This is a genomic window from Microbacterium sp. A93 (genome assembly GCF_051842835.1).
On record NZ_JBPXMT010000020.1, the window covers coordinates 74,488 to 96,923 of the forward strand.

The following is a 22,436-nucleotide window of genomic DNA, read 5'->3' on the forward strand; positions in this document are numbered from 1 at the left end:
TCATACCTCTCCTTTTGCACGCGCCAGATCACCCGGCGTGCCGACATCAATCCATTCCGACGCAATCGGCCACGCGCCGACGGTCGATCCGTTGTCCAGACATTTCTGCGCTAGCTCCGGCATCGTGCTCGGCTGTCGGTGAGGCAGCTGACGAACCAGTCCCGAATCTATGCAGTAGACGGCGGCGTTCACTTCAACTGTCAGATCGGGCTTCTCCACGATCTCGGTGACGCGGCGTTCCTCGTCGACCTCCACCACTCCGAATGGAACCGAATGCTGGTAGGTCTTGGTGCCCATCGTCATCGCCGCGCCGCTGGACTCATGGCGCTGCAACAGTGCGTGCGCATCGAACTCCACCATCAGGTCACCATTAAGCACGATGATTGGCGGCGCATCGACGGCCGTCTCAACCTCCGGCAGCAGAGTCAATGATCCGGCCGTTCCGAGAGGGTTCGAGACGTCCTCCTGCAGATAGGAAATCGTGCATCCGAGCGCGTGACCATCGCCGAGCCGCTCGATGATCTGGTCTGCCATGTGGTTCACGCTTACTGAGATTCGCGTGATGCCGGCGCCGACGAGCCTAAGAATGATCCACTCGATGATCGGGCGACCAGCCACAGTCATCAATGGCTTGGGGGTGTCTTTGGTGAGCGCGCCAAGTCGAGTACCCCTTCCGCCCGCCATAATGACGGCCCGGTTCAAGAGACGCGGTGCCCCCACGATGTCTGAGAGCGTGTGTATGGCGACAATGCGGCGATCGTCGCTGACTTCGGGTATCGACGACAGGCGCAGGGACTTCATCAGATCGAGCACGTGCGCTCGGTCGGTTCCTGGCGGCACGACACGAGGCTTCGAACTCCCGTGGGCGCGAGCACCATCGGTCAGCGCGGCACCTCCCAGCAAGGCTCGTCGAGCGTCGCCGTCCGTGAATACCGCGACGAGCCTGGCTTCGCCGTCGACAAGGCAACACAATTCGCCGCGGCTCTGGTCGATGACTGCCAGTGCCTCAAGGATCGTTGCGTCAGCTGGTGCGCAAAATGCTTCGACTGCGTCAACCATCGTAATCCCCCTGGTTTTGAAACTTCTTGCCGAACGGCATTCGTTGCGAATCCCGAATCGCGTCAACGATTCGAAGCGCAGCGTCTCCGGTACCGTATGGATTCACAACATCAACCTCTCGCAGGTTCTGCGCGAGGGCCGACCGCACGGTGGCGTCGACGCTGGCAAACGAATCGTCAGCATGTAAAACACTACTTGCTCGCAGACGCCCCTCCTGTCTGCTGCCGATGTCGACTGCTGGCACACGCACTGTGGCAGCTTCGATTACGCCTGATGACGAGTTACCCACGACTGCATCCACCGCCGCGAGAACGCGAGGGTAATGCCGTCCCAACGACTGCACGCGCACGATGCGTTTATCGCTCTGGGCCGCCTTGTCCAGGGTGTCGAGAATGATCTCTCGCCCTTCATCAATTCCTGGGTCAGTCACGATGAGCGTCCCGAAATGCTCAAGAGATGCCGCCAGCGCATCGGCGACCCATGTACCCAGCGACACCCCGGCGACTGCCGTCGGCGGGTGATACGTGAACAGACCGAGTGGGCGCTGGATCTCTCGCCCGAGCACTGCCTCGAGCTCCAGTTCGCTGTACGGGGCTACGGAGACCAGACGGTCAAGCCCGGGGGCGCCCGTCACATGGATGCGATCGTCGGGCTCGCCCATCTGTCGCACGCGGTTAGCGGCGTCGATAGACGCGACGCAGTGAACATCAGCGAGCTTGGTGACGGCGTGCCGCACACGCTCATCTATCGCCCCTTCAGTCACTTCGCCACCGTGAATGTGCACAATCTTGATGCCGTACAGCAATGCTGCCGGAGCGATGTAGAGCAGCTCCCATCTATCGCCCAACACAACGAGGGTGTCGTATCCGGCCGCTTCGAAGAGCTTCTGGCACCCTTCCGTCACCCGCGCTCCCTGTTGCAACATGGAGTCCGCGGTGATCGCCGTCATCGGCGTTGCGAGCTCGCGCACCTCCCCCTGATACTCGACGTTCGCCAGATGCGCTTCAAGATCGCTCGCACCATATGCGACTCCGCACAACACATCCACGTCGATGTCGGGCGCGCGATCGAGCGCCTCGATCACCGGGTCCAGGGGTCCCAGATCTGCGCGAGTGCCGACGAATACCGCGACCTTCATCGAGACAGGCTGCCCTCGGTGACCGAGGTTCCCGCAGGGACCGAGTACTCCAGCCGTCGGCCGACGATGTCAACGATCGGCGAGATTCCGCTCTCCGGTCGCAATGCGACAAGGTCTTCCGAGGTCAGCGTGTGCCCTGCCGGGAGGTCGGATGCGGCGTGCCAGGAACGGCGTACGAGTCCTGCGTTCTCTTCCTCGGCTGGCATCCGCCGCTTCTTGCCGTCGCCGAGGAGAGACGGAATGCGCTTGAGCCCGCCCACATAGTCCGCCAGTTCACGCGGCTCAAGGCTCGCGACGTGATCAGGGCCTTCCATGGTGCGGTCGATCGTGAAATGCTTCTCGAACAGCCTTGCGCCAAGCGCCGCAGCAACGAGCGCGGATTCAATTCCCGTCGTGTGGTCGGACCAGCCAACCGGAACTCCCAACCGTTCTGCGAGCGCGGGAATGGCCCGGAGGTTGCACTGCTCGACCGGCGCGGGGTAGGCCGACACGCAGTGGAACATTGCCAGGAACGGGGCGTCCGCGCACGCGTTGGCCGCCGCGATGACCTCTTCTTCGCTGCCCATGCCGGTTGACACAAGCATCGAGACATCGAACGAGGAGAGCTCACTGAGGAACGGCAAGTTGGTGAGTTCGCCAGATGACACCTTGAGGGCATCTACTCCGAGGTCGATGAGCAGTTCAGCGCTGCCGAGATCGAACGGGGTGCTGAGGAAGCCAATACCAAGCTTTGCAGCGTGATCGCGCAGCTCCACCCAGACGGTGCGCGGCAGCGCCAGAGCAGCAAGAAGGTCGCTCTGGTTGGTGGCGCCGCGCGCGCGCTGATACGGCGTCGCGTCCGTATCCGGAGCGACGAGTCGACTGGGATCGAACGTCTGGAACTTGACGAAGTCCGCTCCGGTGTCGGCCGCAATCTCGATGAGTTGGTGTGCGAGCTCGGGGTCACCGTTGTGATTCACTCCCGCTTCTGCAATGACGATCACATCGTCGCCATCGTTCACTGCCAGCTTGAGGTCAGCCATCATGCTCCGCTTCGTGGTGTTTGGTGTGAGCAGGTATGCCCGTCACCGTGGTCTTGGGGGGAACATCTCGTGTCACAACAGCACCTGCACCGACGACTGCATCTTCGCCGACGCGGACACCAGGCAGAATCCGGGCGCCAGAGCCAATAAATGCCGCTCTTTCAATATGCGCCGCACCGAGCAACGTTGCGCCCGGGGCGATGTGCACGCCATCCTCCACAACACAATCATGCTCGACGATGGCAGCGGTGTTGATGATCACGCTGGTCCCGACTGAGGAGCGCGGACCGACGTGCGCATGATGATGCACCACTGTTCCCGCCCCGATCTCCACATCGGAGGCCACCGATGCGGAGGAGGCAATCACCGCTTCCGCGATCCTAGAAGTTTCAATCGTGCTCTGCACTCGAAGTCTGAGCCTGTTGTCACCGATCGCAACGACAGCCTTAGCGAGTGCCAGCGCGTCCGACGCGCTGTACTCCGTCTCCGTCACGACCGCGGCCCGCATCCGGCCTACCGTCTCATGAGCGACAAACGCCAATACCTGCCCGCCCGCACTGTCGATGACGTCGTGCACACTCGCAGCATGCCCGCCGGCGCCGAGCACAACGTAATGACGTCCGCGGGCAGATGTGGGTATAGACACAGGGATAATGGTACTGAACATAGGATCGCCGCCGGTCGGCGACACAAGCCGAAAAGGACGGAACCCGCACGTGCGCGCCTATATTGTCGGCCACGGGTCAATTGCCCAACGTCACATTCGCAATCTCGCCGCCGTTGTACCCGACGCGCAGTTCATCATGCAGCGCCCGCGCAGTCACGCGTCAGACGTTGCCCCCGAGATCGCTGAGTTCGTCGACTCACCCGCTGAAGCCATCGCACAGGGGATCGATATTGCGATCGTCGCTTCAGCGACTTCCGACCACATCGCCGTGCTCCCTGAGCTGATGGCTGCGCAGACGCCAATGTACCTCGAGAAGCCCGTCGTAGCGACGGCCGAGGAGCTGGCACGGGTTCGTGATTTGGTATCTAAAACTCAATACCGCGCCCCCTCAATGGTTGGTTGCAATCTTCGTTTTCTCCCGTCCCTCGAGAAGACGCGCGCAGCGTTGCAAACAGGTCTTATCGGTACAGTCGCACGCGCGCAGTTCGAGGCCGGTCAGTGGCTGCCAGATTGGCGGCCCGGCCGTGATTACCGGACAAGTTACAGTGCACAGAGCACCCTGGGCGGGGGTGTCGTGCTCGACCTTATTCACGAGATCGACGCGGCCCGCTGGTTACTCGGGGACTTCGATCGTGTTCAGGCTGATCTGGGCACCCGCTCAGGGCTGGAGATCGATTCAGAGGACACCGCAGGTATTCTCCTGTCTCGCCGCGGAGGTCCGCTTGCCGTGATCAGTCTCGATTATGTGTCCCGAACCGTAGTCCGACGGTATTCATTCGTCGGCGATGATGGAACACTCACGTGGGACATGCGACGTGCAACGCTCACCCACACAGATGCGCACGGCAGCCATGAACTTGGCGCCGGTCCCGAGGACTTTGATGTGGCATCGACTTACGTTCGTGCGATGTCAGAACTTGTGCGCGCAATCCAGACCGGCACCGACACTGACCAATCTTTGGAAGAGGGACTTCGTACCATGGATCTTGCTGTGCGCGTGAAAGAGGCCAACAGATGAACACCATCGCCACCATCTGCGCACGCGGCGGTTCAAAGGGCGTTCCAGGGAAGAACGCTCGGCTGCTGCTAGGACGACCGTTGATCGCCCACACGATCGAACAGGCCCTCCAATCCGCAGTCATTGATGACGTCTACGTCTCTACCGACTCCGAAGCAATCGCCGAGGCATCGGTGCAGGCAGGGGCGAAAGTCCTAGGGATGCGTCCGGCCTATCTAGCGACCGACACCGCTCCGAAGATTCCGGTGATCGAGCACCTGGTCAACTCGGTTGAAGAATCCGGCGTATCAGTCGATCGCATCATTGATCTCGATCCAACGTCACCGTTGCGGTCCGTGTCGGACATCGTGGATGCCGCCGCGCTCCTCAACGACACCACAGATGTAGTTATTACCGGCTATCTTTCGGACAAGAACCCTTACTTCAACATGGTTGAAGACAAGGGTGATGGAAAGTTTGGACTCGTCTGCGCTCCCGCCACCACCGTTGCCGGACGGCAGGCAGCGCCTCCAGTTTTCGCTATGAACGCGTCCATCTATTGCTGGTGGAGAAACACCCTCTCGAAGGGGCTGTGGACTGGCAACGTGCGTTTACTCGAGATGCCCAGGGAACGCTCTATCGATATAGACCATGAAATGGACTGGGTGCTCGTCGAGAACATTTTGCGCAATCGTGTTTCAGATTCGGAGCAGTCATGAACAGTACATCAACCACCGTCTTGACCGGCGGCGCAGGCATCCTCGGCTCGCGTATGTCCGAGCGGCTTCTTACTGAAGGTCATACGCTGGCGATCATCGATCGCAACCCGGATCTCCTGAAGGAAACGGTCGACAGGCTTGGTTCGCTGGGAACTTTAAAGGGGTACCAAGCCGATGTGACGTCGCCGTCAGAGGTGCAGTCCATCCGCGAGCGTATTGAGGCTGAACTCGGTCAAGTTGACGTGCTGATCAATGCGGCAGCAGGGAAGTCCGAGAACTTCTTCGAGCCGTTTGAGACGTTCCCGCTGAGTGACTGGAACGAGGTAATGAATATCAACGTGAACAGTGCAATGGTCTGCTCACAGGTTTTCGGGAAGCCAATGGCCGACCGCGGCAACGGAAGCATCATCAACATCCTGTCGATCTACGGCATCGTCGCACCGGATCAGCGAATCTACGAAGGGTCTGAGTATCTAGGGCGCGCGATCAACACCCCGGCAATCTACAGCGCGTCCAAAGCCGCTCTCTGGGGATTGACCAAGTATCTCTCGTCCTACTGGGGTGCTCAGAATGTCCGAGTGAACGCGGTGACGCCAGGTGGGGTCTTCAGCGGGCAGAACGACACCTTCGTAGAGCGTTACTCAGCGCGAGTGCCGTTGGGACGCATGGCACAGCCGAACGAGATTGCCGATGCCGTCGCGTTCCTTGCCTCTGATCGAGCGACCTACATCAGCGGGCAGAACTTGATCGTCGACGGCGGACTCACCGTCTGGTGAGGCTCTCAGAATATTGCTGGAATCCAAGTAGAGGATCGTGAAGATCGGCGTCCGGGCGCGACCGGTCGGCATCGCCGCGCAGTTGGTCGCCGACTATGTGCACTTCGGCCCAACGTCCGAGGGTATCCTCGGCTAAACCAGCAAGGCGGCGCCGCGTTGTCGACCTGACGTTCCACGGGGGCAGAGTTGCCAATTGTTTGGGTTCACTCTGACCGCGCCGGAACGACCGCAGGGGTCTTCCCGGCGGGCAGCGAGCGACCTAACTTCACCATCGGCGTCCCGAAGAATCGTTAGCTCAGCCACCGCACGATGAGAGTCAAAACGGCGATGAACGGGATCAGCAAACTGCGCTGACTGGCCCGGCTCATGCACCAGCCGGTACGCAGGATCCCTCCGGCGTACTCGGGACCAATCATCCGCAGACGATCCTTGAGGATCGTGATCGAGTGCGCCCACCCGAGCTGTTCCGCGATCACAGTCGCCGGAATCTTCGCATCCCCCGCAGCAGGTTCCGAACCTCCGGCTCGACCGCGTCGACCAACGAACCCCTCGACGGCCGTTGTTACGCCGGCCGGGTGTCCGACGCCAACGCCGCGCGCGCCGTGTCCCGCGCTACTCCGAGAGCCTTGACGATCGCTTTGATCGGCATGCCCTCGGTCTTTTGCGAACGGCGGATCTCCGGCCAATATGCCGTTGAAACACCACCAAGGACCTCGGAGGGGTCAGCATTAACCCGTCGTTGACAGTCACCCTCCGCGCCGAACACCTCGACTTGCTAGGTCTCGTCAGACTCAATGGTGGCGTAAGTCGTGCGCAGCTATGTGTCCAGTGTCCGAATGCAATGATGCGGAGTTCACCGAGTCGGTGCAACGCGCCGCTAATCGGATCGAAACGCCGTCATCGTGCCGCTGCCCGTCGTTCGTACACTACGTGTATTTCCCCGCAGCATCGAGAGCTTTATAGTGCTCTTCATCCCGCCGGGTAAACTCTCTCGCAGGATGCCCAAGGCGATCGCGAGCGGTGGAATGGCGTATTCCACGATACTCCCGGCCTGAATGATGGCACCATCACCAATCATCACGCCATCAAAAATAATGACGCGGACGCAAGCCAAACGTTACGCCCGATCTTGACAGGCCGTTCGATTAGTTTCGTGACATAGGGGTATGTGCATCACCGTCACCTGAATGATTGTGAATTTCACTCAGAATCATGCATTCTGTCCCCGAATGAAGTTATCTTCGATATCGACACGTCGGACACCTCGAATGGACATGTCATTAAAGCGTGTGTTGCTGCCCAGATGAGTTCATAGAGTGAAGCCACGACGGCCATTCACACGCATATTGAGCCGTGCGAACCAACGCTTCGGATCGCTTTCCACGAAATAAATAGCGCTCGCGTGTTCCGCCAGATCTTACGCACTTTCAGCAACACGTGGGTTCCTTCCGAGGGAGCGGCTTTGCGATCATCTAGCGGCACGTTATCAATACTCGCTGCAGTTAAGCGCTGGCGCAGCGCAGAGACGCGGGATTTCCCAACCATTCGCATCGCTCCTCTATAAGAGAATCCGACTGGTCCAAGTCGAAGACCGTGAGACCGTGGTAGCACTTCGCGACTAACATGCGCCCGACGGTCGGTTCGTGGAAGGTCTCTGAACAGCGCCACTCTGCGGCGAGTTGGGCGTCGAGCAACCAATGAAGGATCGAGGTCAGGGCCGTCCCATGCCATAGTAGGTCCATCCGGCAGCGCGCCACGTCGTGGCGTCCAGGCAGTTACGCCCATCGACGACGACCGTCGCATTGACGAGCGCGGCAGCGCGCTCCGGCGCGAGCTGGCGGCGGTACTCGTCCCACTCGGTAACGACGACCACAGCCTCTGCACCCCGAAGAGCTTCATCCAAATCGGCCGAGTACTCGAGCTGCGGGTGATCACGACGCGCATTTTCGATCGCGGCCGGATCGGTCACGACAACATTCGCACCGAGTCCGTGCAGACGCACCGCGACGTCCAGTGCAGGCGAATCACGGATGTCATCCGAGTGTGGTTTGAATGCTGCTCCCAGCACGGCGATCTTCTTCTCGAAAACCGAACCGCCTGCGGCAGCGACGACCAGCGCGACAGCTCGATCACGACGACGCAGATTAATCGCGTCGACTTCGCGAAGAAAGCCGACCGATTCGCCCTTGCCGAGTTCCTCAGCTCGAGCGGCGAATGCACGAATGTCCTTCGGTAGGCATCCGCCACCGAACCCGATGCCGGCACCGAGGAAACGACGTCCGATCCGCGCGTCGTATCCAATCGCGTCCGCAAGTTGAGTGACATCGGCACCGACAACTTCAGAAATCTCGGCCATCGCGTTGATGAATGAGATCTTGGTCGCCAGAAATGCGTTTGCTGCAACCTTGACCAGCTCGGCGGTGGCGTAGTCGGTCACGATGAATGGGGTGCCAGTAGCAACCGCCGGTGCGTACACCTCGCGCAGAATGTCGGCGGCACGCGCTCCCTCGACAGATGGTGCGCCCTGCGCGGAACCGTCCGCACCGTCTGAGACGGGCACTCCGACAACGAGACGGTCTGGCTCGATGGTGTCCTTGACGGCCCAGCCTTCACGCAGGAACTCGGGGTTCCATACCAACGTCGCGCCGCTGCCGTCGATGCGTTCAGCCAGACGCGCGGCGGTGCCAACTGGGACTGTCGACTTGCCGGCGATAAGATCGCCGGGCTTCAGTATGGTGAGTAGCGAGTCAACGGCTGCGTCGACATACGTCAGGTCGGCAGCGTGGCCACCCTTCTGCTGCGGGGTGCCGACACCGACGAAGTGCACGCTAGCGCCGACTGCAGCAGCGATGTCAGTCGAGAATGTGAGCCGACCAGACTCGAGCCCTTCGACTAACAGATCCTGCAGATCCGGCTCGAAGAACGGCGCTACGCCGCTCGCGAGCTGCGCGATCTTTCGCTCATCAACGTCGATTCCGACAACTTCGTGCCCTATCGATGCCATCGCTGCTGCGTGCACTGCACCCAGGTAACCGCACCCAACAACTGAAAGTCGCATCTCGCGCCCCCGCTTCCTGTTCCGACGCTCAACTGTACCGATGCAAGCTGACCAACTCGCTACACGAGCCACCCGTCTACGCTGAGAGCGTGACTTCGCTGACCACTCCAAAGACCCGCACGTCGCACATGTCGATCGCACGAATGATCAAGGCGGCGCCGAACTTGTTTCGCGCCGACTACTCGGCGCACCGAACGGCAGTTGGAACGCGACGCTAATCATTCATCAGGGTATCGCTCACGGTATCTTCGCGGATTGTGGATCGAAGTACGCAATCGATGCAGTTGGCCGCACGCGGCGTCCCGGCGCTTCACGAGCTGGACTCGTCGGCGCTCTCCGCATAGCTGTTGAGTTGCTGCGACAAGCCTTGGCGTCTCCGGCGTTCGGGTGTCCTCAAGAATGTGGATGTGCGTGCATGCTAATTCGATCAGGTTGTGCGTATAAGTGGCCATCGCCCTGTTCTGCAGCAAGACTCCACTTGTGGTTTATCTGCGCGACCTGATCGAGCCCGAAGGAATTCACATCATCGGCTAAGTACTCAAGTACCTTGCGGCACCGCGAGCGACGCCCGCCTTTCGGTCTTGCGTGATCCACGGTGATGGACCCGCCACTTGCCACTGTCCAGGATGCGGCCCTGCTTCTTGATGTCCACGTGCACGAGATGGCCGGGAGCCGCGACTTCATAGCGCCGCGGCTTGGGCTTGCGCACAGGTTAGCCCGTGGATCGAACAACATAAGCCAGCAATGGCATCATGCATCGCGAGAGAACGCGGCCGACCGTCGAGCGGTGCAATCTCAGGTGATACGCGATGCGGCGCGGGGCCAACCGTCGGGTGACACGCACCGCGATGATGCGGCGCTCAGTACGCCGCGGTAGCTGATAACGAGACTAACCGCCGCATGGATGTCCCCGGCATGTTCCCGAACCCCGCGCACTCCTGCGCCAGTCAGGGCACGTCCTGATCGAGCAGGATGACGAGAATGGGACGGCACCAACCGCCGCTACTCTCGGAGCGCTCCATGCACCTTCTGACCGCGACGCACCAGGAGGTGGCCACCCCGAACTCTACGCGGCATAATCACAGAAGCTGATCCCGCCCGGTGTCTAAAGACGCCACCACACAGCCGGACGTCGCCCGGAAACAGGATCTCTCTAAGCTGCTGATGATCCAATGAAATCCACTATAGTTGTCGGGTAGCCAGCCGTGGCTCGTGAGATAACCCGCGAGTTCCAGCGTCCTAGCTGTCTCAGCACCCGTACGCTCCGCGCGACAGAGCCATGCCGAGGATGCGGAAATTACTATGGGATGGCGAAGTTTAGGGGCTAAGTGAACCAGAAATCCAAGCAAGAGGGTGCGGCAGAAAGCATCCGTCGAGCGATTGTTGGGCGCGGGAGTGTCTACACGATTGCTACGATCGCACCAGTTGTGGTCACTTTGGCCGTAACTCCAGTGTTGATCCGCACGCTCGGACTCAATGAGTACGGAGTGGTGGCAATCGCCATCTCATTGTTTCGGTTCGGCGGTTCGTTATTCACGCTCGGGCTTCCAAATGCGGTCACCCGTAGCGCGATCGTTGAACGAACCCGAGCCCACGGCGCGACAGCCCTAGTTCTTACGGGATCCGTCGTCGCGGTTGTGGTCGGCGGACTGGTTGCAACGACGGTTCCTCTGTGGGCAGGGTATTTTGTTGACGGCCACGCAGCATCATTGCTACTACCGCCTGTAATTTCGTCGGTCGGACTGGCGATGCTGCTGCTGTCACAGGCGCTTTTCCGCGCTCTCGATCGTGTAGCCGACTACGTCCTCTTTTCGTACGCTTCTTCCCTTCTATCACCAATCCTCGGGATCGTCGCGATTTGGATCTTCGGAGCGGGAGCGGGCACCTACCTTTGGGCGCTTGCGACTGGTCATCTCGTAACTGGCATCGGCGCTATCGTGCGAGCCACCATTATTGCCCGTCCCCGGTGGGTGAAAGCGGAGGTTATTCGCGCTTATCGCATTTCCCTGCCAACTCTGCCCCACCAACTCACCTCATCCTTCATGACAGCTGCACTAGTGACTTTCGCGGCAGTGGCGATTGGTCAAGACGCATCAGGGATGGTGCAAATTGCGCTACTACTTGGCACCGCGCCAATGATCGTACTGAGCGCCTTGAACATGGGATGGACCCCAATGATCTACCGTGCGTCTGACGCGGCGCGACCGCGGATACTCAGGGACTCCACACGGTTGATTTCCGCCGTAGTTCTCCTAATTTCAGCTGGATTCGTTGCCCTCCTACCGCCCGTCGCGGATTTCGTTGCGGGCCCTGAGATTGCGTCAGCCGAGTTCTTACACGCGGCGGCCGCGGCTGCAATCGGTCTCGTGTTCATGACGATGTATCTAGGCAACATTCACCTAGTCTTCCTGTCAGGGAGGACGGCTTTACTGGGCATTACAACCCCGCTCGCTGCTGTCGCCGCGCTCGTGGCGGTTTTCGTGATGGTCCACGCCTTCAATTACCGTCTTGCCGCAATCACAATCGGTATAGCGCTGTTTTACGCTTGCATCTGCGCGGCCAGTTTCTGGCTACGGCAGAGAAGCGGTCATCCCGCAGTCCTATTCGGGCCGTCGTTGCCGTATCTGGTCACAGCCCTAATCATCCTCACCATCTGGAGCTTTGCTACGCCGCCCATCTGGCTCGGATGGGGGACTCTTGCACTCGTTTTCTTGGTATTGGGCCTGGTCGAGATAAAGCTACTGCGGCGCGACCGCGCAGTGCAGTTACCTGCGGATACGAATTCGAATGGTGAATGGACTCAATGATGAGCTTTAGCTCCCAAGAGAGGACCGAACAACTGTTCTGGTGCTTAGGCCCTTTTATTGACTCGTCCCACCTCTGGGGAGCGAGCTCGCCAAAACAGCGCTTAGCGCCATCTGTTGTTCGCCCATTTCGTCTCCCGTCGCTCCGTAGCTTCGGGAGCAGTCTCGTAGCGACAACAACCACCAATCAACGACGCACTCTCGACCCTGTTATCGCAGGGTACTCAAGTCCTGTTTCGACGAACGTCGCGAGCCGATGGATACGCGGAGCCGTCCCCCGCAGCTCCGAGGCACGAACAATTCGCCGTTGGGGCGAATCTATTCTCCACGATGCGGGTCAAGCGGACGGAATCCCGCTCTGGCGCAATGCGGTTGCTCAAGCCGCATTTTTGCTTGACCTTTATAGTGGGATGGACCTAAATCGATTCTCTTCTGTACTCGTCGCTTCACAGCATGAGAGATCTATTCGCCCACTTATTTTGATTGCCCACCAAGTGGGGCTTCCTGTGGTATATGTCCCCCATGCGCCAGTCGGAAATAATCCTCAATATAGTGATTTGCCGGTAACATTTGCGGGACTACGTGGAGTGAAAGAAGTTCAATATTATTCCGACAAGTTTGGCGTAGAGAGTGATCTCCTAGACGTCGTCGGAAATCCTGCTAGCAACATCATCTCCAGTGCTATGCCGGCCATACATAAGGATTCACCAGGGCTGTTGGCGCTATCCGGACACCCAATCGGCGTGATAAAACGCATATTCGAAATGGTCAGCGCGAGTGGGATTAACGATCTGATCGTCGCTCCTCATCCTCGCTCAAATAGATCAGAACTCAAGGAGATTCTGCCAACGGGCTGGCGCATATACGAAGGCACGCGTACCATCGACCTGCTGCACTCAGGGCCGCGATTCCTTATTCAGCCCTCGAGCGGTGTCGCGTGGGAGTCAGCAGTGCTGGGCGTTCCGACTGCGACGCTACGCATGGATGACCGTCCGATAACGTATCCATTTTTGGAGGATTCTGCTGTTTTCCCTTCGATAGGCTCTGCCGAGGAGATTCGAGAGTTCGTGAGTGCGTCTGCTCCAGGCAAGATCGACCGTGACCGACTGCGAGCGGAGGCGCTTTCCTGGTGCGAGACTGATGGTGAGCTAGCGGTCTCAAAGGTACGACGCTTTCTTGATGACGTGACACGCGGCGCCTCCCATCCGCGAGCTCAAGTTTTGCTCGACGGTTGGAGCCAGAACGGACCGTCTAGTCGGATGTCGAAGCTCCCGCCGCCGCCCGTGAATGCGGCGCGGCGTGCGTGAAAGGCTACCTCAACGCCCGATACCGCCGCGCTGTCAGAGGCAGGTATCATTCCCCCACCGAACAAGCCGCGCTGAGGTGTCTGTATCTTGCCACCCGTAGCCTCGACCCCACAGAGGGCGAGGCCGCACACGATGGACGATGCGATGGAAGCCTGCTCTCAACACCTTCGCCATCACCTTCCAAGGCCACTGGCCGGCCGCCGAGACCTTCTAAATGAAAACCGCCGGAACACCATCATCGAGACAGTCCCGCAAGGTTCAAGGTTCAAACGCCGCGCCGATATACGCATCAGCCAGGCCTGCTAAGGCGCGCTTGAAGACTCAGTGCCAGGTATAGCTTCTGGGACGGTTGTGGGCTCTGGCTGCGGATCCGGCGCCGGTTCAGGGGCTGGTTCCGGTTCAGGGGCTGGTTCCGGTTCAGGGGCTGGTTCCGGTTCAGGGGCTGGTTCCGGTTCAGGGGCTGGTTCCGGTTCCGGGGCTGGTTCAGGTTCCGGTACTGGTTCTGTCGGGGTTGAAGGGGCAGGGATTGGCGCGGGATTTGGCCCAGGAGCGGGCACCGGTCCTGGATCATGGGCATCTCCAAGCGCAACTACAAGCGCATTCCGCGTGTGAAAAATCGCGAGCGCGCCGTCGTGAAGTTCCTGTAGTGACGCTATTGATGTGAGGGCATGCGCAGACTCCACCGCGCCAACGAAAGCCTCGGCTGATGAGGTCTCGATACTTGACAGATCGAGATGCGTAGAGGAATCAATCATTCCCTTGATTACTCGTAGTAAGGCGATCTTCACCTCTTCGAAGGAGGATTCGATGGCGTCGCGAGCATCATTGACCGATTGATTCGCCAACGCGATTGATTGCATGCGCCGCTCGTAGTCGTCGATTGACTTCTCGTCTTCGCGTGCATCAAGTCCGGCAGCCGGGGGTGTGTAACTTGCAAGATCTGCTAGCTGCTCAGGCGTACTAATATCCAACCCCGATGCCATCGACACGGTCTTAAATGCAGCAATTGCTTCACCGTAATTCGCCAGATCTGTCGGCAACGTCACGAATTCGTTCGGCACCAAGGCAGCAACTTCATTGAAGAGCACGACCTGCGCTTCTACGCCTCGTCGTTGTTCTTCAAGAGCCTCCCAACTGCTCTGGTGCTGCTCAAGTTTATCGACGATTGAGACGCGGGTTGCGGACAGAGCGCTCGTCGCAGTTGCGCGCTCAACGTGACCGCCATAAGCAAGTAGTCCGAAGAAGGCGACACCGGATGAGATACCGACGATCGCCAGAAGCCTGGTTCGTTTTGCAATCGCTGGCGCCTCGTGTGTTTGTCGACGCAACCGCCGAGAAACCACAGCGTGTACGTCTCGGGACAAGCTGGCCGGCTCGGAAACACTTCTGCCAGCCTCGATAGGGACCCAGGTGGCGATGGATTTGGCGGCGGCGATCCAATCCCTTGACTCTGCACCTCGTTGCTGGGCCACCCATCCGTTGTAGGACACGCCCAGCGATGCTAGCAAGAACCAAATGGAGGGCGTAGAAAGATCGGGCTTAGCAACAACCATCGCGATCACCTGAGCTATGAGACCCCAAGCCAAAGGTTGGGACAGCCGGTTTCGGAGGCCGACCACAATAAAGCCGCCGACCACACGCAGGAGCAGGAGTGTGCCAATGACACCGACACTCGAGAGGAGCATGAAAAACAGGCTCGAGGGACGATCACTTCCGAGACCGACGCCCAGCCCGAACGACTCAAGCAAAACGCGGATGGAGTTCTCGTTGCTCGCGTTTCGGTTGGTGAACGAATCGGTAGTGAGCTTTTCGAGAGCAATCGCTAGCGTGTACCGGTAGACAAGATCCCAGAAGACGACGATGATGATGGCGCCCACAGCGCAAGTCAAAGCGAATATAAGGCGGGCAACCTTCGACGCACGACGAACGATAACTATGGTGGCCGCGACAACGCCCAATATCGCAACGGCTCCGAGGGCCACGAGCGCGGTCCCTGTGTGAGAGATCGAATAGATGTAACATCCCACCGCGATCAGTGCGCCGTAGAAGATACGTGTACGCCACGTCGCGTAGATGAAGGCGCTAACCAGATAGGCGAGGCTCATACTGACAAACACGCCGAGCAGCGAAGGTTCAGCGAAGGGTCCGCGTTCTCGGGCAGACGCGCTGATCCAGTGGTACGAGTAGCTTGGGTTGGAGTCGAACCAACTCTGCGGCCAGAAGTCTATGAAGAAATGCTTGAACAACGTGACTGCGAAGCCCATTACTATTGCAACTTCAAGCACCCGTTTCGAGCGCGGTGGCTCGACGATGAAGTACAGGACAAGGCCGATTCCAGTGATCAGGTACGCCAGCTGCGCGAAATTCGAGGTGGTGTAGCTCAACGCTGTGAAGTTATCGATCTGGCTATCGAGACCACCCCGGGGGGAGATGACTTCGGTGCCAGCGAAGAGCGCGGGGCCGATCGCTGTAATCAGAACGCCGTAGACCCCGAAGAGGAGCAGTGATACGGTCGCGCCTCGTAGCCGGACTCGTTGGATGTGCGCGAATCGGGCTCGCCCACGCTGGACATAGATATAGATGAGACGACATACAGCCACGACAGCGGCGACCCAGAATGCGCTTACCCCGTTGTTTCCAACGATGATCATCGCGGTGTGCGAGAAGGGTACCGCCGCACTCAGCACCCACACAAGGCCGCGAGGCTGGACGACCAGGCAGAAACTGATCGCCACCGCGAACGCAAGGCCTATCGGCGTAATATCTACCGGCATCTAGCTCTCTTCCCCACACCTGACCGTCCCACGATACCCGGCTTCACCAGCATCTCCTGTGCATCCAGAAGCGAGTGCACTGATCCTGCGGTTCATGACCGCGTGACCGGGGTGAGGTCGTGTCCATGCGCGAGGAGGCTCCCGTCTTCTCAAGGGCGAGGCGCGGCAAGCCTAGCCCGCGTCTCCTTCGATTTCTCCGAGTAGAGCTGAGAGCTTTCTTGCTGAGAGATCCCAGGAGAAGCGTTCAACATTCTGAAATCCACGTTGCCGCAGCCGCGCCCGAGTCTCGGCGTTCGTGTCCGTCTCTCGAAGGACTCGAACTAACTCGGACTGATCTCGTGGATCAAAATACAGGGCGCTCTCGCCGAGGACTTCCGGTAGAGACGCGGATGTAGAGGAAAGTACAGGACACCCGCTGGCTTGCGCTTCAAGAGGGGGAACTCCGAACCCCTCGTACAAGGACGGAAATACCAAAGCGCGCGCTCCGACGTATAGCCGTCCAAGCTCCTCATCGGTCACCCGACCCAGCCAGTCCACTTGCCCTTGCTTATCTTGATCAACTTGAGCATTAGCAGCCGCCATGGCAGGTCGATTGCCCGCGATCCTCAGCCGAGTGGAAGATCCCGACTCATCGATGTACCGCTCAAATGCTTCGACCAAGAAATCCAAGTTCTTGTGTGGGAGGCGTGAAGCCACTGCGAGGAAGTACGTAAGATCTGATTCTGCCGCGACCTGCTCGAACTGGACAGAAGCAGCGTTTGGAACGACTGATATCTTTTCACCAGCGATCTTGTACACGGCCGAAATCTCCGTTTTTGAAAATTGGGAGACTGTAACCACAGCTTTCGCCCGTCTGAGCGCGACTGCCGAAAGCATGCGATATAACAGGCGAAACCTCAAAGAGTACGTTGCCGGTTGACGAACGTATGTAACATCGTGATGAGTGATTACCTGACGACGCATCAAAATCGGACCAGTATTTGTTAGCGACAGCAACAACGCTCCGCGAAAGCGCGTCTTCATCAAGCGCGGTAGCTCCAGTTGCTCCCAAAGGTGGCCGCCCATGCGTCCGAGCTGGTGCACCGGTGCGCCTCCAATGTCTAGGTGTCGGAGAACGCCCGGAGGAGCAATCAACATGAGATCGGTACGCTGTTTCAGCAACGCTCGAAGGACCTCCTCTGCAAAGCGTTGCACGCCAGTGACTTCTTGAGAGAGAAATCGACAGTTGACCACGATCACGGCGGCAAGTTCTCCGTCCTTTTGAATGAACTCGACTCTACCCGCACGAAACCGGTTACGCGTCCAGCCGCTAGCGTCAACCACGGCGTCCGTCCGCCGTAATCGGCGGACACTTCAAATACCAGCGCGTAGTGCCCCTCGCTGCTCCACGCAACTGGCCATGCGCAGGGCATCCGCCATGTGTCCCCCGGCAGACCTGCGACTCCGTCAGGAAGGAGGCACGGTCCCATGATGACAAGATTTCCCTCGAACAACCATCGACCGTTCGACCTCGACGTGATCGCCAGAGTTGATACGCATGCCGATCCCCCTCGCGTCGCGGTCCTTAGCAGACGGGTAAACGTCTGTGAGATCAACAGGTTCGTGCGACGGCTGCGGGATACGAAGAGCTGCTGACATTTCGTGCGATCCCTCGGTCGGGTTCGACTCGTAGGCATCGAAGGCACCGCCTCGTATGGCGCAGGTCTAGCTCGATATCTGAGGACCCATGAAATCCCGATCCGTGAGATCCTGCGGCCCGACGGTCGCAGCGACGAAACGGGAAGTCTGATCCGATTGACGCATATGCAGCAGCCCAGCGGACTCTCTCTGGACCGGACTCGCTTCCCATCGCGAATTCTGGTGACGGCACCGTCGAGCGGATCCGCGCTTGAGGCACCGGCCCGGGAATTATTGATGACGATTCCCGGGATATCTAACCACGTCGCGAACGCTCTCATCGCCGATGCCGGGCGGGACATGACCGCCTTCTGTCCCCACCGCTGGTCACCTGGTGTCCCGGGCAGGAGTATGTCCTGGACGAAACGAGTCCGCCGGACGCGTCACCTCCGCTCACACTCGCCCGGAAACCACTACCTGAAAGCTATCCTCGGCATCGCTGCACTATCGATCTCACGCTCGAAGACAACCTACCTCGCCGTCAAATATCGGCGAATCCAATCCCGCGCCGGTGCCATGCGCGCCGCCGTCGCGATCGAGAACACCCTGCCCGTCATAGCATGGAACAGGCTCACCAAAGGTGATCGCATACGAAGAACTCGGCGTCGACCACTACGACCGCACAAACCCCGAACACGCCAGACGACGGCTTCTACACCGGATGGAGCCCCTCGGCTTCCACCCCGTCCTGACCCCGCTACCCATAGGCACGACCTGACCCTTTTCCTAGGAGAAGCATCAACACCGCGGCGGAGACGCTGAAGGCCCTCTACAAGAACGAAGCCGTCGAGAAGGGATACGCTACCGTGCCGGAGCATTGAGGACGATTACCGACGACGAGGAACTCACCCTCGACTGGGTGCACTGGTATAACAACGAGCGCCTCCACAGCGCGCTCGGGAATGTCCCGCCCGAGGAATACGAGCAGACCCACTACGCTCAAACAATCGGCCTCTCAACCGAGAACGCCGCTGAAAAACAGCGGCATGATTCCCGGGATGGCTCATGTTCAAAAACCCGCACCTACTGGTGAGGGACTCTGGATCTGGGTGGGGTCTACCGGAGCTCGATCGCCTTAGTGCCGCGAGGTGCGGGGAATCGGTCCATCCATGTTCGAACCTTCGGGAACTGCTGTTCGAATGCCGCCCAGCAAAGCACGGCCACGATGTTCGCGCCGATGAAGCTGACTAAGACGAACCAGATCCCGAGAAGGCCCGGAGCCGCGGCGGCGGTCCAGATCAGCAAAGGGAAGTGGATGAGATACAACGAGTATGAGTAATTGGCGACAAACTTAATCGGTCGCGCCGCGGGAGTGAGTACGCTCCAGTCGGAGGCACGGTAGGCGGCGAGGATCGCGACGCTGGTTCCGGCGACAACAGGGAATCGGTAAACGCTCCCCGGTTCAAGGACGAGGAATCCGATCACCGCGGCGGTCGAGACGGCAGCTATCGCTGTCCACGCCCGGGACGAGAGCTGCGGCGCCCACCATGCCAGCGCCGCACCGACGATCCACGCCCCGATGAGCATGTTCCCGGAAAGCGTGGTTCCGATCACGGAGGCGAGAGCAAATAGCCCGACGAGGACGGACGCGAATCGGTATTTAGTCTTCGCGAGAATCAACGCGAGCAGACAGCCGAACGCGAGGTAGATCCACCACTCGAGCCCGACGGTCCACCATGGCGCTGCGGAGCCGAGGGAGCGTCGGGACAGGTCTGTGCCGAGCACGCGGTCCACGCCCTGGATCACCCAGTTGTCTTGCAGCATGAGCAGATTTGTGACGATCGCGAGCGGTCCGTCGTTGAGATTGTTGATCAACGGTGTCTTGGGCGGGTTCCCCAGGAACACTCGGTCGCCGATCAGCACGATCGGGACGAGCGGCACCAGCGGCACGAAGATCCGCGCGAACCGGTCCTTCGTGTACCCAGCCAACGTGAACGTGCCCGCGGCAAGCCGGCGCTTGACCGAGCCTGCGATGAGGTAGCCCGACAGTGCCAAAAAAACAACTACCGCCCACGACTGAACGTAGAAGAAGTTCTTGTGCCCTATCAGCGCCGGGAACGCGATTACGACCGCGTGCCCCACCAGCACCGCTTGTGCTGCGACGCCTCGAACGAGGTCGAGGAACAACACATGACGCTTCGACTGGTGAGACATAAGGTTCCTTTCAAGAGAACCTCACCATTGTGCCGCATTATGGTTGGACCGAGGGATCGCACGAAATGTCAGCAGCTCTTCGTATCCCGCAGCCGTCGCACGAACCTGTTGATCTCACAGACGTTTACCCGTCTGCTAAGGACCGCGACGCGAGGGGGATCGGCAGGCGTATCAACTCTGGCGATCACGTCGAGGTCGAACGGTCGATGGTTGTTCGAGGGAAATCTTGTCATCATGGGACCGTGCCTCCTTCACCATTGGGCGCGTCGGGCAGGGACGGGCAGAGAAGACGTTAACGGGGCAAACCAAGCTCATATGAAGTCATGCTCGCCACTGTCCGGCATCTATCGGACAGTGTCTCCGATGCCGGTGCGTGGACGGATCAGTTGAAGGACAACCCGACGGCCGTCAGTCACATACAGAGTCACGCGCGCTGGCGACGGAGACACTTCCATCATCAGCGTCACCTGACCGTGCAGCAGACCTAGTCCAGCCCCGAGACCATGATCGAGATGCCATCGGGAGCTCATCGCCCGAGTCTAGAGCTCCATCCATTACAGGCTGCATTTTTCTAGCGCGATAAGCTGGGTACATGCCAAAAGTTGCTTCACAACCACTGCGTGTGCTAATCGTGAACACATCGGTTGCACCCGACATCATGGGCGGTGCCGAGCGCTCTATCGACGAGTTAGCAACTGCGCTCAGGAGACAGGGTCACGCAGTTCTCACCGTTGCTTTGGGCCGAAGAACCGACCGGCAAGCTCAATCAGAGAATCATGCTATTCGCATCCCCAGCCGAGCATACGAAGAGCTACTCCGTGGCGGTCGTGGCATCGTCCGAAAGAGCATCTGGCATTTTACCGAATTCCTGCGACTCGGCACTGCATTGCAATTGCGACGCGTCATTCGAGAAAACCAACCGGATATTATCCACCTTAATAACCTCGCGGGATTCGGCTGGTTGGCGTGGTCCGTTTCACGCAACGTTCCAACTGTTCAAACTCTTCGTGATTATGCTCTGCTGTGCACGTCTGCGACCGGACAGCATGACGATCGCGTCTGCAACTCGACTTCTTGGCGATGCAGAATTCTCAAATGGCCATTCAAATTGCGCTCAATCCAGCCAGATCTTGCAACCGCAGTCAGCCGCTACACGGCTAGTCGTTATCAAGGTGCAGGAGTCGCCGACCGTTTTGGTCGTGTGGAGACTATTTATAACGCTCCTGGCGAGGGAGACATCGACGTCTCACCGCGACGTACCAGGGACAGCTCTGTGGTGATTGGCTTCATCGGACGCGTCGCCCTCGATAAAGGGATTGGAGTCCTTCTCGAGTCAATGCGAGACGAGCGCATCGTTGGTTCTGCTCGCCTCATGGTGGCAGGGCCCATATCCGACGACGACCGCTCCTCGATTGAGTCCGCTTACGCCGACCTTCTTGCCGACTCCATTGTCACGCTGACCGGCCCTATGCCAGCGGCAGAGTTCTTCGCTGCCGTCGATATAGTCGCAGTGCCGACCCAATGGAATGAGCCCTTTGGGCGTGTGGCGGCAGAGGCTCTCCTCGCGCGGCGCAAGCTCGTCTATTCGAAGGCGGGAGGGCTGCCGGAAGTAGTCGATCTCTATGGAGGTGAGAGCGTAGCCGTCGAAGCCTTCCAATCGCCAGCAGCCTGGGCTGAAGCGATGACGGCTGCTATCACTGGCGAGTGTGTGCGGACACCGCGCCCCTCTGCACCCCGGCTGCCACTTGCAAGCGCCTACGTTGCCGCATACCACGAAGCCATCCGTAGGCATCAGGATAGGAACGCACGCGAGCGCCGCTAGGCGATGAGGGAGGAGGGTGCACTATCACGCGAGGCATAGGGACTTGCCTGATGACAGCCTCTTCACGAACCAGGGTGTAGGTGGGGTCTGAACCCTCCAGCTTCGAGTAACGATCTCACGATGTCGTGGCTGAGATTGCGGAAGCCGAGGGCGGTGCCGCGGAAGTGCTTGAGGCGTCCGTTGATCGCCTCGGTGGGGCCGTTGCTGGTGCCGGGGCGGTCGAAGAACGCGAGGATATCCGAAGCGCATTGTTGAGGGTGCGGATATCTCGCGGACCTCGACGAGCGCCGCGGGGAACGCCGCTGGTGATGCTGTCGATCACGGCGTGCATCATCGTCTTGCCCTTCGCCTGGGACTGCTGCACGGATAGGTGACATCTGAGCTGGCTAGCCCGGAGGCTGGCCTGGAAGGATGGCATCATGCCCAAAGCGTTTCCCAAGGAGTTCCGTGACGACGTCGTGC

15 protein-coding genes and 3 pseudogenes are annotated in these 22,436 nt (G+C 59.4%); 7 read left to right on the forward strand and 11 right to left on the reverse strand.

Annotated elements, in window-relative coordinates; genetic code table 11:
- The 4 genes from ACSU1G_RS34060 to ACSU1G_RS34075 are packed head-to-tail and all read right to left on the reverse strand — an operon-like array spanning nucleotide 1 to nucleotide 3,886.
- Nucleotides 1-1,059: a sugar phosphate nucleotidyltransferase gene (locus tag ACSU1G_RS34060; RefSeq protein WP_439286009.1), complete on the reverse strand. Its 1,059-nt coding sequence runs from the start codon at nucleotides 1,057-1,059 to the stop codon at nucleotides 1-3.
- The gene (gene neuC / locus ACSU1G_RS34065) at nucleotides 1,052-2,197 is read right to left on the reverse strand and encodes a UDP-N-acetylglucosamine 2-epimerase (protein WP_439286011.1); all 1,146 of its coding nucleotides are present in this window, start codon (nucleotides 2,195-2,197) and stop codon (nucleotides 1,052-1,054) included. Before neuC ends, ACSU1G_RS34060 begins: the two co-directional genes overlap by 8 nt.
- Complete coding sequence (locus ACSU1G_RS34070; RefSeq protein ID WP_439286013.1) at nucleotides 2,194-3,222, reverse strand: N-acetylneuraminate synthase family protein; 1,029 nt, start codon at nucleotides 3,220-3,222, stop codon at nucleotides 2,194-2,196. Before ACSU1G_RS34070 ends, neuC begins: the two co-directional genes overlap by 4 nt.
- Nucleotides 3,212-3,886, reverse strand: coding sequence for an acetyltransferase (locus ACSU1G_RS34075; RefSeq protein ID WP_439286015.1), 675 nt, complete (start codon nucleotides 3,884-3,886; stop codon nucleotides 3,212-3,214). Before ACSU1G_RS34075 ends, ACSU1G_RS34070 begins: the two co-directional genes overlap by 11 nt.
- Nucleotides 3,887-3,935: 49 nt before the next feature.
- Here ACSU1G_RS34075 and ACSU1G_RS34080 point away from each other — a divergent pair, with 49 nt between their 5' ends.
- Genes ACSU1G_RS34080 through ACSU1G_RS34090 form a run of 3 tightly spaced genes read left to right on the forward strand, consistent with a single transcriptional unit; the run spans nucleotide 3,936 to nucleotide 6,378 of the window.
- Complete coding sequence (locus ACSU1G_RS34080) at nucleotides 3,936-4,904, forward strand: Gfo/Idh/MocA family protein (protein ID WP_439286017.1); 969 nt, start codon at nucleotides 3,936-3,938, stop codon at nucleotides 4,902-4,904.
- Nucleotides 4,901-5,602, forward strand: a complete 702-nt coding sequence (locus ACSU1G_RS34085; RefSeq protein WP_439286019.1) for an acylneuraminate cytidylyltransferase family protein — start codon at nucleotides 4,901-4,903, stop codon at nucleotides 5,600-5,602. Before ACSU1G_RS34080 ends, ACSU1G_RS34085 begins: the two co-directional genes overlap by 4 nt.
- The gene (locus ACSU1G_RS34090; RefSeq protein ID WP_439286021.1) at nucleotides 5,599-6,378 is read left to right on the forward strand and encodes an SDR family oxidoreductase; all 780 of its coding nucleotides are present in this window, start codon (nucleotides 5,599-5,601) and stop codon (nucleotides 6,376-6,378) included. The genes ACSU1G_RS34085 and ACSU1G_RS34090 overlap by 4 nt, the downstream gene beginning before the upstream one ends.
- 290 nt (nucleotides 6,379-6,668) lie before the next feature.
- Here ACSU1G_RS34090 and ACSU1G_RS34095 read toward each other — a convergent pair whose 3' ends face one another.
- The 3 genes and pseudogenes from ACSU1G_RS34095 to ACSU1G_RS34105 all read right to left on the reverse strand — a co-directional run.
- Nucleotides 6,669-6,854: a hypothetical protein gene (locus ACSU1G_RS34095; protein ID WP_439286023.1), complete on the reverse strand. Its 186-nt coding sequence runs from the start codon at nucleotides 6,852-6,854 to the stop codon at nucleotides 6,669-6,671.
- Nucleotides 6,855-8,089: 1,235 nt separating this feature from the next.
- Nucleotides 8,090-9,436: a UDP-glucose dehydrogenase family protein gene (locus ACSU1G_RS34100; RefSeq protein ID WP_439286025.1), complete on the reverse strand. Its 1,347-nt coding sequence runs from the start codon at nucleotides 9,434-9,436 to the stop codon at nucleotides 8,090-8,092.
- A 580-nt stretch (nucleotides 9,437-10,016) separates the two neighbouring features.
- Nucleotides 10,017-10,316: pseudogene (locus tag ACSU1G_RS34105) on the reverse strand (IS481 family transposase); the annotation flags it as partial.
- Nucleotides 10,317-10,764: 448 nt separating this feature from the next.
- On the opposite strand from ACSU1G_RS34105, the gene ACSU1G_RS34110 reads away from it, so the two are divergent.
- Nucleotides 10,765-12,243, forward strand: a complete 1,479-nt coding sequence (locus tag ACSU1G_RS34110; RefSeq protein WP_439286027.1) for a lipopolysaccharide biosynthesis protein — start codon at nucleotides 10,765-10,767, stop codon at nucleotides 12,241-12,243.
- Between the two features lie 1,312 nt (nucleotides 12,244-13,555).
- A pseudogene (locus ACSU1G_RS34115) lies at nucleotides 13,556-13,761 on the forward strand (IS256 family transposase); the annotation flags it as partial.
- Nucleotides 13,762-13,849: 88 nt separating this feature from the next.
- Here ACSU1G_RS34115 and ACSU1G_RS34120 read toward each other — a convergent pair.
- Nucleotides 13,850-16,321 (reverse strand): O-antigen ligase family protein, encoded by a 2,472-nt coding sequence (locus ACSU1G_RS34120; protein ID WP_439286029.1) that lies wholly within the window; start codon nucleotides 16,319-16,321, stop codon nucleotides 13,850-13,852.
- Between the two features lie 171 nt (nucleotides 16,322-16,492).
- Nucleotides 16,493-17,644: a glycosyltransferase family 4 protein gene (locus ACSU1G_RS34125; protein WP_439286031.1), complete on the reverse strand. Its 1,152-nt coding sequence runs from the start codon at nucleotides 17,642-17,644 to the stop codon at nucleotides 16,493-16,495.
- A 1,171-nt stretch (nucleotides 17,645-18,815) separates the two neighbouring features.
- Between ACSU1G_RS34125 and ACSU1G_RS34130 the strand changes: the two genes are divergently transcribed.
- The gene (locus tag ACSU1G_RS34130; RefSeq protein WP_439286033.1) at nucleotides 18,816-19,031 is read left to right on the forward strand and encodes an integrase core domain-containing protein; all 216 of its coding nucleotides are present in this window, start codon (nucleotides 18,816-18,818) and stop codon (nucleotides 19,029-19,031) included.
- Nucleotides 19,032-19,054: 23 nt separating this feature from the next.
- Here the strand turns inward: ACSU1G_RS34130 and ACSU1G_RS34135 are convergent, their stop codons facing one another.
- Complete coding sequence (locus tag ACSU1G_RS34135; RefSeq protein WP_439286034.1) at nucleotides 19,055-20,152, reverse strand: acyltransferase family protein; 1,098 nt, start codon at nucleotides 20,150-20,152, stop codon at nucleotides 19,055-19,057.
- A gap of 592 nt (nucleotides 20,153-20,744) precedes the next feature.
- On the opposite strand from ACSU1G_RS34135, the gene ACSU1G_RS34140 reads away from it, so the two are divergent.
- A complete protein-coding gene (locus tag ACSU1G_RS34140) occupies nucleotides 20,745-21,974 on the forward strand; it encodes a glycosyltransferase (protein ID WP_439286036.1) in 1,230 nt (409 codons plus the stop codon).
- A gap of 62 nt (nucleotides 21,975-22,036) precedes the next feature.
- Here ACSU1G_RS34140 and ACSU1G_RS34145 read toward each other — a convergent pair.
- Nucleotides 22,037-22,305 (reverse strand): annotated as a pseudogene (locus ACSU1G_RS34145) (transposase); the annotation flags it as partial.
- Nucleotides 22,306-22,436: the final 131 nt, after the last annotated feature.

What these genes read in the sequence shown, in the direction of transcription:
- ACSU1G_RS34085 (WP_439286019.1), top strand. Translation starts at nt 4,901, where the DNA reads ATGAACACCATCGCCACCATCTGCGCACGCGGCGGTTCAAAGGGCGTT.
- ACSU1G_RS34070 (WP_439286013.1), bottom strand. Translation starts at nt 3,222, where the DNA reads ATGATGGCTGACCTCAAGCTGGCAGTGAACGATGGCGACGATGTGATC.
- ACSU1G_RS34120 (WP_439286029.1), bottom strand. Translation starts at nt 16,321, where the DNA reads ATGCCGGTAGATATTACGCCGATAGGCCTTGCGTTCGCGGTGGCGATC.
- ACSU1G_RS34090 (WP_439286021.1), top strand. Translation starts at nt 5,599, where the DNA reads ATGAACAGTACATCAACCACCGTCTTGACCGGCGGCGCAGGCATCCTC.
- ACSU1G_RS34135 (WP_439286034.1), bottom strand. Translation starts at nt 20,152, where the DNA reads ATGTCTCACCAGTCGAAGCGTCATGTGTTGTTCCTCGACCTCGTTCGA.
- ACSU1G_RS34060 (WP_439286009.1), bottom strand. Translation starts at nt 1,059, where the DNA reads ATGGTTGACGCAGTCGAAGCATTTTGCGCACCAGCTGACGCAACGATC.
- neuC (WP_439286011.1), bottom strand. Translation starts at nt 2,197, where the DNA reads ATGAAGGTCGCGGTATTCGTCGGCACTCGCGCAGATCTGGGACCCCTG.
- ACSU1G_RS34075 (WP_439286015.1), bottom strand. Translation starts at nt 3,886, where the DNA reads ATGTTCAGTACCATTATCCCTGTGTCTATACCCACATCTGCCCGCGGA.
- ACSU1G_RS34100 (WP_439286025.1), bottom strand. Translation starts at nt 9,436, where the DNA reads ATGCGACTTTCAGTTGTTGGGTGCGGTTACCTGGGTGCAGTGCACGCA.
- ACSU1G_RS34140 (WP_439286036.1), top strand. Translation starts at nt 20,745, where the DNA reads ATGCCAAAAGTTGCTTCACAACCACTGCGTGTGCTAATCGTGAACACA.